This window comes from Brevundimonas sp. GW821-FHT12C05, from assembly GCF_058807475.1.
Genome location: NZ_JBXAQS010000001.1, coordinates 225,555 through 239,873 on the forward strand (window position 1 = coordinate 225,555; position 14,319 = coordinate 239,873).

General features: G+C 69.6%; 14 protein-coding genes. 5 read left to right on the forward strand and 9 right to left on the reverse strand.

What is annotated here, in order from left to right:
- Positions 1-19: 19 nt before the first annotated feature.
- The 4 genes from AC1RRF_RS01015 to AC1RRF_RS01030 all read right to left on the reverse strand — a co-directional run bounded on the left by AC1RRF_RS01015 (position 20) and on the right by AC1RRF_RS01030 (position 4,072).
- Complete coding sequence (locus AC1RRF_RS01015) at positions 20-1,225, reverse strand: alpha/beta hydrolase family protein (protein ID WP_492831977.1); 1,206 nt, start codon at positions 1,223-1,225, stop codon at positions 20-22.
- A 104-nt stretch (positions 1,226-1,329) separates the two neighbouring features.
- Positions 1,330-1,740, reverse strand: a complete 411-nt coding sequence (locus AC1RRF_RS01020; RefSeq protein WP_492831979.1) for a flagellar export protein FliJ — start codon at positions 1,738-1,740, stop codon at positions 1,330-1,332.
- A gap of 13 nt (positions 1,741-1,753) precedes the next feature.
- Complete coding sequence (fliI, locus tag AC1RRF_RS01025) at positions 1,754-3,100, reverse strand: flagellar protein export ATPase FliI (RefSeq protein ID WP_291832623.1); 1,347 nt, start codon at positions 3,098-3,100, stop codon at positions 1,754-1,756.
- A gap of 63 nt (positions 3,101-3,163) precedes the next feature.
- A complete protein-coding gene (locus AC1RRF_RS01030) occupies positions 3,164-4,072 on the reverse strand; it encodes an EamA family transporter (protein WP_492831981.1) in 909 nt (302 codons plus the stop codon).
- A gap of 90 nt (positions 4,073-4,162) precedes the next feature.
- Here AC1RRF_RS01030 and AC1RRF_RS01035 point away from each other — a divergent pair, with 90 nt between their 5' ends.
- From AC1RRF_RS01035 to AC1RRF_RS01055, 5 genes are all read left to right on the forward strand, one after another.
- Positions 4,163-4,651 carry an Lrp/AsnC family transcriptional regulator gene (locus AC1RRF_RS01035; protein WP_492831983.1) on the forward strand — a complete coding sequence of 163 codons (489 nt, stop codon included), beginning with the start codon at positions 4,163-4,165 and terminating at the stop codon, positions 4,649-4,651.
- 130 nt (positions 4,652-4,781) lie between these two features.
- Positions 4,782-6,293, forward strand: a complete 1,512-nt coding sequence (locus AC1RRF_RS01040; protein WP_492831985.1) for a methyl-accepting chemotaxis protein — start codon at positions 4,782-4,784, stop codon at positions 6,291-6,293.
- 140 nt (positions 6,294-6,433) lie between these two features.
- Positions 6,434-7,414: a cysteine synthase A gene (gene cysK, locus AC1RRF_RS01045; RefSeq protein ID WP_492831987.1), complete on the forward strand. Its 981-nt coding sequence runs from the start codon at positions 6,434-6,436 to the stop codon at positions 7,412-7,414.
- A 111-nt stretch (positions 7,415-7,525) separates the two neighbouring features.
- Positions 7,526-8,743, forward strand: coding sequence for a DUF2336 domain-containing protein (locus tag AC1RRF_RS01050; RefSeq protein WP_492831989.1), 1,218 nt, complete (start codon positions 7,526-7,528; stop codon positions 8,741-8,743).
- 143 nt (positions 8,744-8,886) lie between these two features.
- The gene (locus AC1RRF_RS01055) at positions 8,887-9,318 is read left to right on the forward strand and encodes a Ros/MucR family transcriptional regulator (protein WP_492834119.1); all 432 of its coding nucleotides are present in this window, start codon (positions 8,887-8,889) and stop codon (positions 9,316-9,318) included.
- Positions 9,319-9,381: 63 nt separating this feature from the next.
- On the opposite strand, the gene AC1RRF_RS01060 is transcribed toward AC1RRF_RS01055, so the two are convergent.
- From AC1RRF_RS01060 to AC1RRF_RS01080, 5 genes are all read right to left on the reverse strand, one after another.
- Positions 9,382-10,476: a DUF2336 domain-containing protein gene (locus AC1RRF_RS01060; RefSeq protein WP_492831990.1), complete on the reverse strand. Its 1,095-nt coding sequence runs from the start codon at positions 10,474-10,476 to the stop codon at positions 9,382-9,384.
- Positions 10,473-11,363, reverse strand: a complete 891-nt coding sequence (locus AC1RRF_RS01065; RefSeq protein ID WP_492831992.1) for a hypothetical protein — start codon at positions 11,361-11,363, stop codon at positions 10,473-10,475. Before AC1RRF_RS01065 ends, AC1RRF_RS01060 begins: the two co-directional genes overlap by 4 nt.
- A 75-nt stretch (positions 11,364-11,438) precedes the next feature.
- Positions 11,439-12,191 (reverse strand): ABC transporter permease, encoded by a 753-nt coding sequence (locus tag AC1RRF_RS01070; RefSeq protein WP_492831994.1) that lies wholly within the window; start codon positions 12,189-12,191, stop codon positions 11,439-11,441.
- A complete protein-coding gene (locus AC1RRF_RS01075) occupies positions 12,188-12,943 on the reverse strand; it encodes an ABC transporter ATP-binding protein (RefSeq protein ID WP_492831996.1) in 756 nt (251 codons plus the stop codon). Before AC1RRF_RS01075 ends, AC1RRF_RS01070 begins: the two co-directional genes overlap by 4 nt.
- A complete protein-coding gene (locus tag AC1RRF_RS01080) occupies positions 12,936-13,982 on the reverse strand; it encodes an ABC transporter substrate-binding protein (RefSeq protein WP_492831998.1) in 1,047 nt (348 codons plus the stop codon). Before AC1RRF_RS01080 ends, AC1RRF_RS01075 begins: the two co-directional genes overlap by 8 nt.
- Between the last annotated feature and the right edge of the window lie 337 nt (positions 13,983-14,319).

Below are 14,319 nucleotides of genomic sequence, written 5' to 3' on the forward strand. Positions count from 1 at the left end.
AAGACGGGGCTGTCGTCCCTCAGGAGCCGCCGGACAGGCTCTCGAACCAGGTCAGGGTCGGCGCGTAGCTTTGCGCCGCCGCACCCATGTGGTCGGCGCCCGGCACGGTTTGCGCCGTGACCGTCCCGCTCCGTCGGGCATGGTCGAGAAGCGCGCGGGACGAAGCGGGTGGCACGTCCTCGTCCGCCTCGCCGATCACGAGCCGCAGCGGGGCGCGGGGCGTCCAGGCGGCAGTCTGGTTCTCGCGCAGGGCCCGGGCGAACCAGCCGGTCCCGGCCTTGAGCGCCGCCAGGGCCTCGGGCCGGAACAGCCGGCGGGTGTCGGAGGGCAACTGGCCGACGATGTCCTCGGGCGAATGGGTCCCGTCGAACAGGCCCGGGACGATCCGCGCCAGCTCGGGCGTCAGCAGGGTGTCGAGGGGGTGATCGTAGTAGGCGGCGTAGGCCGTGGCGGCGAAGGCCAGATAGGCCACGTTGCGCGGGCTTTCGGCGTCGGGCCCGTCCAGCTTGCCGACGACCGCGCCCAGCAGGTCGTGCGGACCGGCGATGGCCACGGTGGCTGCCAGGTCGTAGCCGCCGGCGGGGCGCCGCTCGAGCGCGCGATGCAAGGCCGCGGCGCTCTGGCCGCCCTGCGAGAAGCCCATGAGGAACAGGGGCAGGCGCTCCGGGAGGCCGGGAACGCCGCCCACCCCGCGGATCGCCTTGAGCATGTCGACGGCGGCGTCGACCTGCGGCTGCGCCACCAGATAGGCCTGCGGCAGGTCGGACTCGCCCAGGCCGACGTAGTCCGGCAGCAGGGTGATGTAGCCCGAGCCGGCGAAGACCGCCGCCTCCTGGTCGCCGTCGGCCCGGCCGGGGAGGGAGGGCGAGACGGCGCGGGTCGTCGTGGTGCCGTGCAGATAGACGACCACCCCCTTGGGCGCGCCGCCGCGTGGAATGGCGACGAGGCCCGAGACCGGGACGGGCCGTCCCTTCACCTGGGTCCAGTAGACCAGCCGATACAGGTCGACGTCGTTGCGGACCCGGATCGCGCCCGGCAGGTCGTCGGCGGTTCGCTGAAGGGCGGCGCGGTCCCGCGTCTCGATTGGGTCGAGGCGGATCACCCAGCCGGGGAGCGGGGCGCCGGCGGCGGGGGGGGGACGCAGCAGCGGCTCGCTCGGAGCGCCGACACAGCCGGCGAGCAGGCCCAGGGCGACGAGGCCGGACACCAGAACACGAAGACGCATCACCGAACTCCCACATGCGCGAAACGCGGCGCCAAGGCCATGTGAACGGCCAAGCTAAAGGATAGATTTCGGGGGACTGTGGCGGATGTTGGCCGTGCGACGGATCAGCTCGCGCGGCGGCGCAGGCCCATTTCGTCGAAGGCCGCCGTCTCGCGCTTGCCGGCGGCGATCATGGCGGCCAGACGGGTCGTTTCGGCGACGTGCTCGAACTTCTTCAGTTCCTCGAAGGCGCCGGTCAGGGCGTCGCGGGCGCCCACTTCCTCGGCGTCGATTTCGGCCACGTCATTCTGGGCGGCGGACTTCCGCAGCTTCCAGCCGTTGAGATAGGCCTGAAGCAGCATCGCGGCGTCGGCGTCCTGACGAGCGCGCTCCTGCTCGACCTCGACCTCGGCGTCGAGCACGGCCAGCCGCATTTCGGCGGAGGCGCGGCGCGCGGTGATCTCGGCCAGGCGCTTCTGCAGCGTCTCGACCTCGTAGTTGGAGATCCGGATCAGCGATTGGGCCCAGGCGGTCATAGGTAAACTCCAGTCACTGGCTGATCATGCCTTGGTTCAGAATTGCTTCCAGCCGGGTAAAGGAATCGGAAAGACCGGTGTGGTCGTCCTTGTCCTGGCCCAGGAAAGCTTCCAGCGCGGGGTTCAGCGCGATGGCGCGATCGACGATGGGGTCGGCGCCGGTGCGATAGGCGCCGATCTTGATCAGCTCCTCCATGTTCGCATAGGCCGACAGGCATTGGCGGGCGCGCTTGTTCAGCTCGCGCTCGGGCGGCGTCTGGCAGCCCGGCAGGGTCCGGCTGACGGACTTCAGCACGTCGATGGCCGGGAAGCGGCCGCGCTCGGCGATCTTGCGGTCCATGACGATGTGGCCGTCCAGGATACCGCGCACGGCGTCGGCGATGGGCTCATCATGGTCGCCGCCGTCCACCAGTACGGTGAACAGGGCGGTGATCGGCCCCGCGGTGGTGCCGTCGGGGCGGACCGGGCCGGGGCCCGCGCGCTCCAGAAGCTTGGGCAGTTCGGTGAAGACGGTCGGCGTATAGCCCTTGGTCGTCGGCGGCTCGCCGGCGGCCAGGCCGATCTCGCGCTGGGCCATGGCGAAGCGGGTGACGGAGTCCATCAGGCACAGGACCTCAAGATCCTGATCGCGCAGGTACTCCGAGATGGCCAGGGTCATGTAGGCTGACTGGCGGCGCTTCAGGGCCGGTTCGTCGGAAGTGGCGACGACGACGATGGCGCGCTTCAGACCTTCCTCGCCCAGGGTCTCCTCGATGAACTCGCGGACCTCCCGGCCCCGTTCGCCGATCAGGCCGACGACGACGACATCGCAGGTGGCCTGTTTGGCCAGCATGGACAGCAGCACCGACTTGCCGACGCCCGAGCCGGCGAAGATGCCGAGGCGCTGGCCCCGGCAGGTGGTGGTGAAGACATCCATGGCGCGCACGCCGAGGTCGAGGCGCTCGCCGACCCGGCCGCGTGAGTGGGCCGGGGGCGGGGGCGCGCGCAGGGGATAGGAGGCCGGGCCCTGGGGCAGCGGGCCCTTGCCGTCGATGGGATTGCCGAAGGCGTCGATGATGCGGCCCAGCCAGGCCGTGGTCGGGCGGACGCTGGCGGCGGTGTCGATGATGCGGATGTCGGCGCCGGGGGCCACGCCCTCGACCGGGCCGAAGGGCATCAGCAGGGCCTTGGCGTCGCGGAAGCCGACGACCTCGGCGGGCAGGGCGCTGAGGCCGCGTCCGCGCTCGATCTCGGCGCGGGCGCCGACGGCCAGGCGGCTGAGTCCGCCCTTGGACTCGATCAGCAACCCGCTGACGCCCGCGACCTTGCCGGTCACGACCAGCGGATCGATCGCTTCGACGGCGGCGGCGAGATTGCGCAAACGGGACCCCTGAACAGGCCTCCACGGATGCGGGATCGTGGTTAACCGGAGGTGAAGATCGGCCTAGTTGGCTGTGGGAACCGGGGCGTCGGACGGTGTGTCGCGACCCGTGGTCAGGATGGCGCCGACCGAGGCGACGATGATGCAGCCGATGGCCAGCCACTGCAGGCCGCTGAGTTGTTCGTGCAGCAGGATCAGGCCCGCGATCGCGCCGATGGCCGGCTCGCCGGAGAGCAGGACGCCGAAGGTGCGCTTGGGGATGTGGCGGAGCGCGATCATCTCAAGCGAATAGGGCAGGGCGCTGGAGGCCAGCGCCACGCACAGGCCCACGATCAGGACGGCGGGGGCCAGCAGGTTCATCCCGGCGGTGGCGACGCCGAAGGGCAAGATGACCAGGGCGGCGGTGCTCATGCCAAGCGCGACCGACTGGCCCGCATGCATGTGCGACAGGCGTTTGCCGAAGACGATGTAGAGCGCCCAGAACACGCCCGCGGCGGCGGCGAAGGCCACGCCGACGGGATCGAGCGCGTGGGTCCCGCTCCAGATCGGCAGCAGCATGCCCAGGCCCGCGACGGCGCAGGCGATCCAGACGAAATGGATCAGTCGCCGCGCGTGGATCAAGGCCAGGACCAGAGGGCCTGAAAACTCGATGGCGATGGCCAGGCCCAGCGGGATGGTGCGCAGGGACATGTAGAAGCTGAGGTTCATCAGACCCAGCACCAGACCGTAGAGCAGCACCCGCCCGGCGTCGGCGCGGTTCAGCCGGAACCGCCAGGGCCGCCAGATCGCGACCAGCACGAGAGCGGACAGGCCGACGCGCAGGGCCGAGGTGCCTTCGGCGCCGACGATGGGGAAGAGTTGCTTGGCGTAAGACGTGCCGACCGCCAGCGACACCATGCCCAGCAGCAACGCCAGATAGGGCATGGCCGTCAGGAAGGCGGGGGAGGACAGGGAGCGGCGGGCGGCGGTCATATACATAAGCAAAGCATAGCTCGGAACCGATTGCGCTTCCCGGCGATTTCAGGCTCCAATGCAGCTGAAATCGTCACAAAAGTTCTCCATATGACGGAATTCGTCACTCTCGACGCATTTGACCACGAGTTGCTGACGCGCGTCCGGCGCAACAACCTGGAACCGGCACGGGTCACGGCGGAGGCGGTCGGCCTGTCGGAATCGGCCGTGCTGCGTCGGTTGCGCCGGTTGCGAACGGAGGGGGTGATCGTCGCCGACGTGGCGGTGGTCGACCCGGCGCGGGTGGAGCCGCGCATCGTGCTGCATGTGCTGGTTGAGATGAACACCCAGGAGCGCCGGCACACCGACGCCTTCAAGGCCGCGATGGCGGCCAGCCCCGAAATCCAGGCGTGCTGGGATGTGACGGGAGAGACCGACTTCCTGTTGAACGTCTCGGTGCGGTCGATGGCCGAGTACGAGGCCTTCTGCCAGCGGGAGATGACGACCGACACCCACGTGCGGGCGTTCAAGAGCATGATCACCATTCGCGAGGTGGTCGGCTTCGACCCAGCCCGAGCGGTCTTGTCCGGCCAAGGCTGATTACCTCCGGGTTAAGAGCAATCTACGCGTTTATCCGCGAGGCATGGACAACCAATCATAAAGTTACACGGCGGCAGCATGCAATCAGGGGTGGCGATGCGATCGTGATCGCCCGATGCGGGAGACTGTCATGTTCACCGGGCGTCGTCAGAATACGGAACTGCTGGACAAGGTGTCCGAGCTTGAAGGGCGGATGGCGGCGATCGGCCGTTCGCAGGCGGTCATCGAGTTCAATCTCGACGGCACGATCATCAACGCCAACGAAAACTTCCTTCTGGCGATGGGCTACAGCCTGGACGAGATCCGCGGCGCGCACCACCGCACCTTTATGGATGGGGACGAGGCGGCCTCGGCGGAGTACGCGGCCTTCTGGCGCTCGCTGAACGAGGGGCAGTTCGCCGCCGGCAAGTTCCGGCGGTTGGCCAAGGGACGCCGCGAGATCTGGCTGCAAGCCTCCTACAATCCGATCATGGGGCCGGACGGTCGCCCGGTCCGGGTCATCAAGCTGGCCGTCGACATCACACGCGAAGAACAGGAGAGCCGTCGCAGCGAGGCCGCGCGGATCGAGGCGGAACAGGCGCAGACGACGCTGGTCGACGCCCTGGCCTCCAGCCTGTCGCGCCTGTCGGACGGCGATCTGACGACCTCGATCGAGGGGCAGATGAGCGGCGGGCACCAACGGATCTGCGAGGACTACAACTCGGCGGTCGGCAGCTTGCGGGCGGCGCTGACGCAGGTGACGGAGGCGGTCGGCGGATTGCGCGGCGGATCGGATGAGATCTCGTCGGCCTCCGACGACCTGTCGCGCCGTACCGAGCAGCAGGCCGCCTCGCTGGAGGAGACCGCCGCCGCCTTGGACGAGATTACCGCCACCGTGCGGCGCAGCGCCGAGGGCGCCCGGCAGGCCTCGACCGCGGCGGCGGGCGCGCGCTCGGAAGCCGAGCGCTCGGGCGAGGTCGTGCGCGACGCCATCTCCGCCATGGATGAAATCCAGAAGAGCTCGGTGCAGATCGGCGAGATCATCGGGGTGATCGACGAGATCGCCTTCCAGACCAACCTGCTGGCGCTGAACGCGGGGGTCGAAGCGGCTCGGGCCGGAGACTCCGGCCGCGGTTTCGCGGTTGTGGCGTCGGAGGTCCGGTCGCTGGCGCAGCGGTCGGCGGAGGCCGCCAAGGAGATCAAGGCGCTGATCTCGGCCTCGACCAGCCAGGTCGCGGCGGGGGTGAAGCTGGTGGACGAGGCGGGATCGGCCCTGTCGGCCATCGTCGTACGGGTCGCGGAGATGGACGCCCTGGTGTCCGAAATCTCGGCCTCGGCGCAGGAACAGGCCACGGGTCTGCAGCAGGTCAACAGCGCTGTGAACCAGATGGACCAGGTCACCCAGCAGAATGCGGCCATGGTCGAAGAGACCACGGCGGCGGCCGCGAACCTGAAGACCGAGGCCGCGCAACTGGCCGCCCTGGTCGAACGCTTCGAGACCGGAGCTCGGGCGGGGGGCGCGGCGCCGACGGTGCACACCCTTCGGCCTCGCGCCGCACCGCCCGCGCCGCTGGTGCGCGAGCGGGCGCGTATCGTCGCCTTCGCCGGCGGCGGCGCGGCGGCCGGCGGGACGGTGCAAGAGGACGGCTGGCAGGAGTTCTGATCGCCTGAACAGGCGTCAGACTGACCGCGAAGGCTTCATCCGGCCCTTGCGTCATGACGCGCCTACCCCAGATCGGAGAGGTTCAGCCCCGCAGAACGTGCTTTAATGTCACGCTCTGATCGCCGCCCGGAAACCTCCTCATGACCGACGCTTCGTACGACGCCAGCCGCCACCGCAAATCGGGCCGCGGCAAGATCTATGACTCCATCATCGACACGATCGGCGACACGCCGCTGGTGGGGTTGCCGCGCCTATCGGCCGAATACCAGCCCAAGGCGCGGGTGCTGGCCAAGCTGGAGTTCTTCAATCCGATCGCCTCGGTGAAGGATCGCATCGGCGTGGCCATGATCGAGGCGCTGGAGCAGGCCGGGAAGCTGGGACCGGGCAGCGTGCTGATCGAGCCGACCAGCGGCAACACCGGCATCGCCCTGGCCTTCGTGGCGGCGGCCAAGGGGTACAAGCTGATCCTCGTCATGCCGGAGAGCATGTCGATCGAGCGCCGCAAGATGCTGGCCCTGCTGGGCGCCGAACTGGTCCTGACCCCGGCCGAGAAGGGGATGAAGGGGGCGATCGCCATGGCGCAGGATCTGATCGAGCGGACGCCCGGCGCCGTCAGCCCGGCCCAGTTCGACAACCCCGCCAATCCGGCCATCCACCGCGAAACCACGGCCGAGGAAATCTGGGCCGACACGGGCGGCGCGGTCGATATCGTCATCTCCGGCGTGGGCACGGGCGGCACCATCACGGGCGTCGGCCAGGCGCTGAAGGCGCGCAAGCCCTCGGTGCAGATGATCGCGGTCGAACCGACCGCCTCGCCCGTGCTGTCGGGCGGCGAGCCGGGGCCGCACAAGATCCAGGGCATCGGCGCGGGCTTCATCCCGACCATCGTCGACCGCTCGGTCATCGACGGCGTCGAGCAGGTGTCGAACGAGGACGCCTTCGAGATGGCGCGCAAGGCGGCGCGGGTCGAGGGCATCCCGGTCGGCATCTCGTCCGGCGCGGCCCTGACGGCGGCCTTCCGCGTGGCGTCGCGCGAGGAGAACGCCGGCAAGACGGTGGTGGCGATCATCCCGAGCTTCGCCGAGCGGTATCTGTCGACGGCTTTGTTCGAGGGGCTGTAGGCGGATCAGCCGGCGCTTATGGGCGACGGAAGAACAGGCTTTACTTCAGGTTGTCGGATGTCGGCGGTCGTCACAGGCGGTTAACCGCGCCCGATTTATCGTGGGCACGATATGTCCGAGCCCGCCGTCCAGCCTGAGGAGACCGCGCCCGTCGCCGGTCTTCGCGCGCGCCATGCGTTGCTGAAAAGGCTGGCGGACGTGGTGTCCCTGCCGGCCAGCCGGATCAATGCGTTTGAACGGTCGGTGACCGGCGACCTTCTGGTCGAGATGCTGCGTCTGGCCTCCCCGGAAGACCGACGCAGGGTGGCCGCGCGACTGGCCCCGCTGGCGGAGCTTCCCAACGCCCTGGCGCGGATGCTGCTGCGCGACGAACCGCAGATCGCTGGCCTGCTGATCGAGCAATGCGCCTCGCTATCCGACGCCGATCTTGTCGCCTGCGCGCGGGACGCCGAGGTCGAGCACCGCTTCCTGATGGCCAGCCGTCGCGGCCTGTCGGAGGTGGTCAGCGAGACCTTGCTCAGCTTCGGCGAGAGCCAGGTCATCGAGGCGGTGCTGCGCAATACGACGGCGCGACTGAGCCAGGTGGCGGTCGAAGGGGTGGTGAGTCTGAGCCGGACGGACCGGCACCTGTGCGCCCACCTGCTGAAGCGGCCCGAGCTGCGACCATCGGGCGCCTACGTGATGTTCTGGTGGAGCGGTCCCGAGGATCGCCGGACCATTCTGCAGCGGTTCGCCGTGTCGCGGGAGGTGATGCAGGAGGTGTCCGAGGACGTCTTCGCCATGGCCGCCGAGGAAGGCTGGCAGGACCCGGTGTCGCGCAAGGCGCTGCAGTTTATCGAGCGTCGCCAACGCAATCGCGCCGCGATCGCCAAGAGCCCGTATGGCGGCCTGGAGGAGGCGGTGGCCGCGGCGGGCCAGATGGGGCTGTCGCGCGAGATCGCGACCGAGATCGCCTACCTGTCCGGGGTGAAGCCGATCACCGGCGCCAAGATCCTGGGCGATCCGGGCGGCGAGCCGCTGGCCATCCTGTGCAAGGCCACGGGACTGGGCCGGGGCGAGCTTCAGCTGCTGTGGCGATCCATGCGGCGTCCCGAAACCTTGCTGGACGGCTCTACCGATCCGGTCTGGGAACGGGTGCAGATCACCTATGAGATGCTGGCCGTCGACCGGGCGCAAACGGTTCTGCGCTATTGGAACTGGTCGCTGTCCTCGGCCCTGACCCCCGCTCTACTGAGGGCGATCCGGGACGGCGAAGAGGAGGGGGTGGACGACTATTCGGCCCCGGAGCGCGCGGCGATGCTGGCGTTGGCGGAAAACTTCGGTCGCTGAAGGATCGAACCGCCGTCCCTCATCAGATTTGGGGCCCCAACACGGCGCCATTGCTTTCAAAACAGAAGCTCTCTATTCAAAGCGCCGACGATTGGTCGATGCTGATTCAGTCGAACCGAACAGAGATTGTAGGCGGGATGGCTATGGAAGAGACTTCGCAACTGCTCGAGATGACCGCCGATATCGTGTCGGCCTATGTCGGCAACAATAACGTGCAGGCTTCGGAAGTTCCTGGCCTGATTTCGAGCATCCACGCGGCGCTGTCGCAGGTTTCGACCGGTGCGGTCGAGCCGGAGCCGGAACCCCGCGAGCCGGCCGTTCCGGTCCGCAAGTCGATCACGCCGGATTATCTGATCTGCCTGGAAGACGGTCGCAAGTTCAAGTCGCTGAAGCGCCACCTGCGGACCAAGTACAACATGAGCCCCGAGGAATACCGCGCCAAGTGGAACCTCCCGAAGGACTATCCGATGGTCGCTCCGAACTACGCCAAGGCGCGTTCGGATCTGGCCAAGCAGATGGGCCTGGGCCAGGGCGGCCGCAAGCCGGCCCGCGCCGCGACCCGCGCCAAGAAGTAAGCGTCCGCAAGGACAGACGAAGACGCCCGCTGGATCGCTCCGGCGGGCGTTTTTGTTTTGGGATCAGGCGGCCTGGGCGCCGCGGCGCATACGCCAGAAGCGCAGGGTGCGGAGCGCCGCCTCGCGGCTGAGCTCGGCGTACATGCGGGCGTAGGAGTGGGCCTTGGCCATGGCGTCGCCGTCATCGTTCAACAGGACCACGGCGTAGGTCAGGAACAGGGCGCGATCGAGATCGGCCGCCTTGCAGACCACCGCGAGGGCGTCGAGCTCACGTCGGTCGACGATCTGGCGCGCGGTGTGGAAGTCGATATCCGACAACTGGGCCAAGGCGATCAGGAAGGATGTCCGGCCGCCCGAGCGGAGGAAGCGGGCCAGCATCTGGGGCGTCAGTTGCCCGGCGGCCTTCAGTTCCTCGACGTAGGCGAGACATTCCGAATAGTCGGCGGGCAGGGCGCCGTCGTCGGTGGCCACGCGCGTGCGGCCGGCGGCGAGGGCGGCGTCCAGGAGGGCCGGGTCCATGCGGGCGTTCTGTTCGAGAATCTGATTCCGCAGCCGGGCCTCGACGACGAAATACATATCGTTGAGCAGGTCGGCGGGCAGGCCCGCGCGGGAGACGGTGGCGTCATGCAGGGCCGGGTTGGCCTTGGCCCGCTCGACCGCGACCTCGGACGCCTTTCGCGACAGGCGGGCGCCGTCGTTGCGCAGCAGAGTCCCGAGCGTCTCGTCGTCGCCGCGCTCGACAATGACCTCGGAGATGGCCTCGGAGACCGAGGGCCGGGCCGAGACGGCGCGCAGGTGATCCTGACCGTGGTTGCGGACGACGCCCAGCAGGTCCTCGTCGGTGAGCACCGGCGAGTGGGCCAGAACGGCGCCGGCGACGGCGGCCTCGTCGTTGGCGAGGCGGCGGATCAGGGCGTGGGGGGCATCCGGGGTAGCGGCGAAGCGGCTGGAGAGCTCGGCGCGAACGGCCGTCTCCATGTCATCGGCCAGTTTGGCCAGGACAGCGCCGTACAGGGTGTCTTCGGTCGCGGTGCGGTCGGGCGAACCGAAGAAATGCTCAGTCAGCTCGCGCAGCAGGGCCCGGCGCTTCTCGCTCGACCCTTCTTCAGCGAGGGCGATCAGGTCGGGGAGGCGCGACACGGCCACGGTGTCGCTCACTGATAATCCCCTTCCGGCGCGGCGGGTTGGGCGCGGACCCGGCCCTGGGCATCGCGGATCAGGGTCGGCGCCTGCTCGGGCTGGGCCAGGTCCTGGGACGCGATGGTCACGGGCGTGGTGATGGCCAGGGCGTCGACATAGGTCGGCTGCGGCAGGGTCAGGGCGTCGGGTTCACGCCCGTTCTGACGATGCACCGAATAGTAGCGGGCGCTCTGAGTGGAGGGACGATCATCGGGATTGGCCGCGACCATGGCCACGCGGGGAGGCTGGGGCGCGGGGGGCGCGGCTTCGGCCCGTTCCTGGGGCTCCGGAGCCGGGGCGGTCTGCGCCGGAGCGGACGCCGGCGTTCGCTGTAGGCGGAAGATCGGAGCGTCGCGTCGCGGCGCCATCGGATCGTCCGACGGACCCGCGACGGCGGCGGCGGGAGGGGCGGCGGCGAGAGCGATCTCGGCGGGCGCCGGCTGGCCGCGCCCGCCCTGGTCCGGGAGGAAGTCGGGAACGGTACGGACCGCAGGCGCCGGCGGCGGCGCGGCGGGGGCCGCCATGACCATCGGCGCCGGTTCCGGAGCAGGCGCGGGCGCACGGAGCCAGGCGTTGGCCGGGGTCAGGGTGCGGCGCGGCGCCTCGGAGGCGACAGCTGGGGCTGAGGGAAGAGCCTCGTCGGCGCCGCCGTGGGGGATGACACGATTGGGACGGCGCGGCTGCGTGTTTGCTCTGGCCGAGATGTCGGCGGGCGCAGGCGTGGCGACGACGGCGCCGCGGCCGGCCCAGTTCAGATAACGGGCCTGGGGCGGCGTCGGGGCCTGGGCGGCGGCCGCGTTGACTGAGCCCGTCGTCGCGAGGACGAGGACCGCAAGGCCGAAGGTCTGGCAGCTGGCGCGACGCAAGGGGCGTCTCCGAACGCAGGGGGTTTGGAGAGGCACGGTATCCGCGGCGGGCTTAACCCGTCGCTAACGCCCGGATCAGGAGAGGTGCGCCCGCACGCGGCGCTCGACGAGGCCGACCAGACCGCTGAGCGCCAGCCCCATGGCCATCAGGCAGACCAGGGCCGCCAGCATGTCGGCGGTGCGCAGGCGATTGCCGGATTCGAGCAGCCGCCAGGCCAGACCCTGGGTCGCGCCGGAGCCGGAGACGAATTCCGCGACCACCGCTCCGATGACCGCCAGACCCGAGGCGACGCGCAGGCCCTCCAGCGCGAAGGGCAGGGCGGCGGGGATGCGCAAGCGGATGAGGCGCTGAATCCGTGAGGTGCCGTAGAGATCGAACAGCCGCTCAAGGTCGGGATCGGCGGATTTCAGCCCGGTCAGGACGCCCGAGAAGATGGGGAAGAAGGCGACGGCGGCGGCCAGGGCGATGACCGCGCGGTCGGCGTGGTCGAGGCCCGCCCAGATCAGAACCAAAGGCGCGATGGCGACGATCGGGGTCACCTGCAGGGCGACGGCGAGCGGGCGGACGGCATACTCGGCCGGGCGGCTGAGAGAGACCGCCAGCGCCAGACCGCCGCCGAGCAGGGCCGCGACGGCCAGGGCCTGCAGCGCCATGCGGAAGGTCTGGAGGGCGGAGCCCGCGAGGATGGGCGCGCGCTCGATGAGGGAGGCGGCGACCGCGCTGGGCGGCGGCAGGAAGTAGACGGGGACCTGCCACAGGCGGCAAGCGATCTCCCAGGCCGCGAGCAGCAGGATGATCAGCGCCAGCGGGGCGACAAGGCGGGTCACGCGACGCGGTCCGGCATGGCGTGAGCGAGGGCGGCGGCCAGGGTCTCGACTGTCTCGCGGTAGTCGGGATCGGCGCGCCAGCCCGCCTGGCGCGGGATATCGCCCGGCGTCGGGCGTGCCATGGCCACCTGTCCGCTGACGGCGTCGAGCACGACGGTGCGTCCGGCCAGGTAGACGGCTTCCTCGATGTCATGGGTGACGAAGACGATGGCGGGGCGCGGCGACCGTCCGGCCCAGAGGCTGTGCAGGTCCTCGATCAGGTGGCGACGGGTGACGCTGTCGAGCGCTGCGAAGGGCTCATCCAGCAGGAGCAGGTCGGGCTGCGTGACCAGCGCCCGGGCCAAGGAGGCGCGCATGGCCATGCCGCCCGAGAGCTGACGCGGACGGGCGGTCAGGCGCTCGCCGAGACCGACAGAGGCGAGGGCGGCGGCGGCCAGGGCGCGGGCCTCGTCCCTGGGTGTTCCGGACAACTCCAGCGGCAGGGCGACGTTGGTTTGGGCGTCGGCCCAGGGCATCAGGGTCGGGGCCTGGAAGACGAAGGCGGTGCGGCCCGGCGCCGTGGTGACCACCTGGCCCTCGGACGGACGTTCCAGTCCGGCGAGCAGACGCAAGGCCGTCGACTTGCCCGCGCCTGAGGCGCCGACCACGGCGACGATCTCGCCGGGGGCGACCGACAGGTTCAGCGGGCCGATCGCGGCCCGATCCGGATAGCGGACGACGGCGCCGGTCAGCGCCGCGACGGCGTCAGCCACGGCCACGGCCGGGCAGGTATTGGGTGGTGAAGGCCTGACGCCAGTCCAGGTTGGTCGGATAGACGCCGGCCTGGCTGGTGACGTCGAAGAAGGCCTGCCAGCGTTCGTTGGTCATGGTCCCGAGGCCGTAGAGGGCGGCGTCCCCGCCATCGACGATGCCGTTGGCCTTCAGCTTGGCGCGGGCCTGATCGAGGATGTCCTGCGTCATCTCCGGATTGTCCTTCCGGATCAGGGCGTCGGCGGCCTTGCCGTCCCCCTGGATGTAGTCGCGCCAGCCCTCGGCGGAGGCCGCAATGAAGCCGCGCAGGGCGTCGCCGTTGTCACGGGCGAAGGCGTTCGGAGCCAGCACCATGGTGGCGTAGGAGGGATAGCCCTCGTCGGCGAGCAGGAAGACGCGCGGCTCAAAGCCCGCCTCCTTCTCGATCGTGTAGGGCTCGGACGTCAGATAGCCCTGCTGCACGGCGCGTGGGTCGGCGAGGAAGGGCGCGGGGTTGAAGGTGTATTTGCGGACCTGGTCGTCGGTGAAGCCGTATTTGGCTTTCAGCCAGACCCAGAAGGCGTTGATCGAGGCGTCGGCCAGCAGGAAGGGGCGTCCTGCCAGGTCCGCGATGCTCCTCAACGCGGGATCCGGGTGGGCGATGAGAACCTGCGGGTCCTTCTGGAAGAAGGCGGCGACGGCCTTCACCGGCGCCCCCTCGGCGACCAGGCTCATGGGGATGAAGCTGTTGGAACCCATACCCAGTTCGACGGCGCCGGCGGCGAGCAGCTGGGGCACGTTTACACCGGGACCGCCTTGGATGATCTGGACGTTCAGGCCGCGCTTCTCATAGGCCCCCGAGGCGACCGCCTGGTAGAAGCCGCCATGCTCGGCCTGGGCGCGCCAGTCGGTGGCGAAGCGGAGACGGATGCGGCCGTCGGCGTCGGGTTCAACCTCGGAACCATTGCATGCCGCCAGCACGGTCGTGGCGGCCAGAGCCCCGGCTCCGGCGAGCAGGGTGCGGCGGTCAGGCGCGAAGCGGCGATTCCCACGCGAGGTCATGGCCTTATGTACGGCCAAGGCGATGGCGGCGAAAGGGCGAAGGAAGAGGATGCCGGACGCCGGAATTGAGCGAGGGGACGAAGGGCCTCGGCGAACCGGTGCTCCTCGTCCCCTCGCCAAGTCCGGGTTGGACTTGGCCTTTGAGGTTTTCAGACCCTGGCTTCGGCATCAGCAGGGCGAACCCCGACGATGGTCAGCTGTATCTTCTCGCGCTCCTGGTCTCCGGCGTTCCACAGGTCTGGCCTGCGCCGTCCTTTGATCCCGATCCGGTTCCCATCCGGTTCCGTCTCCAGCCGAAGCCTTCGACATCCCCTTGGGGCCTTGATCCTGCCTCCCG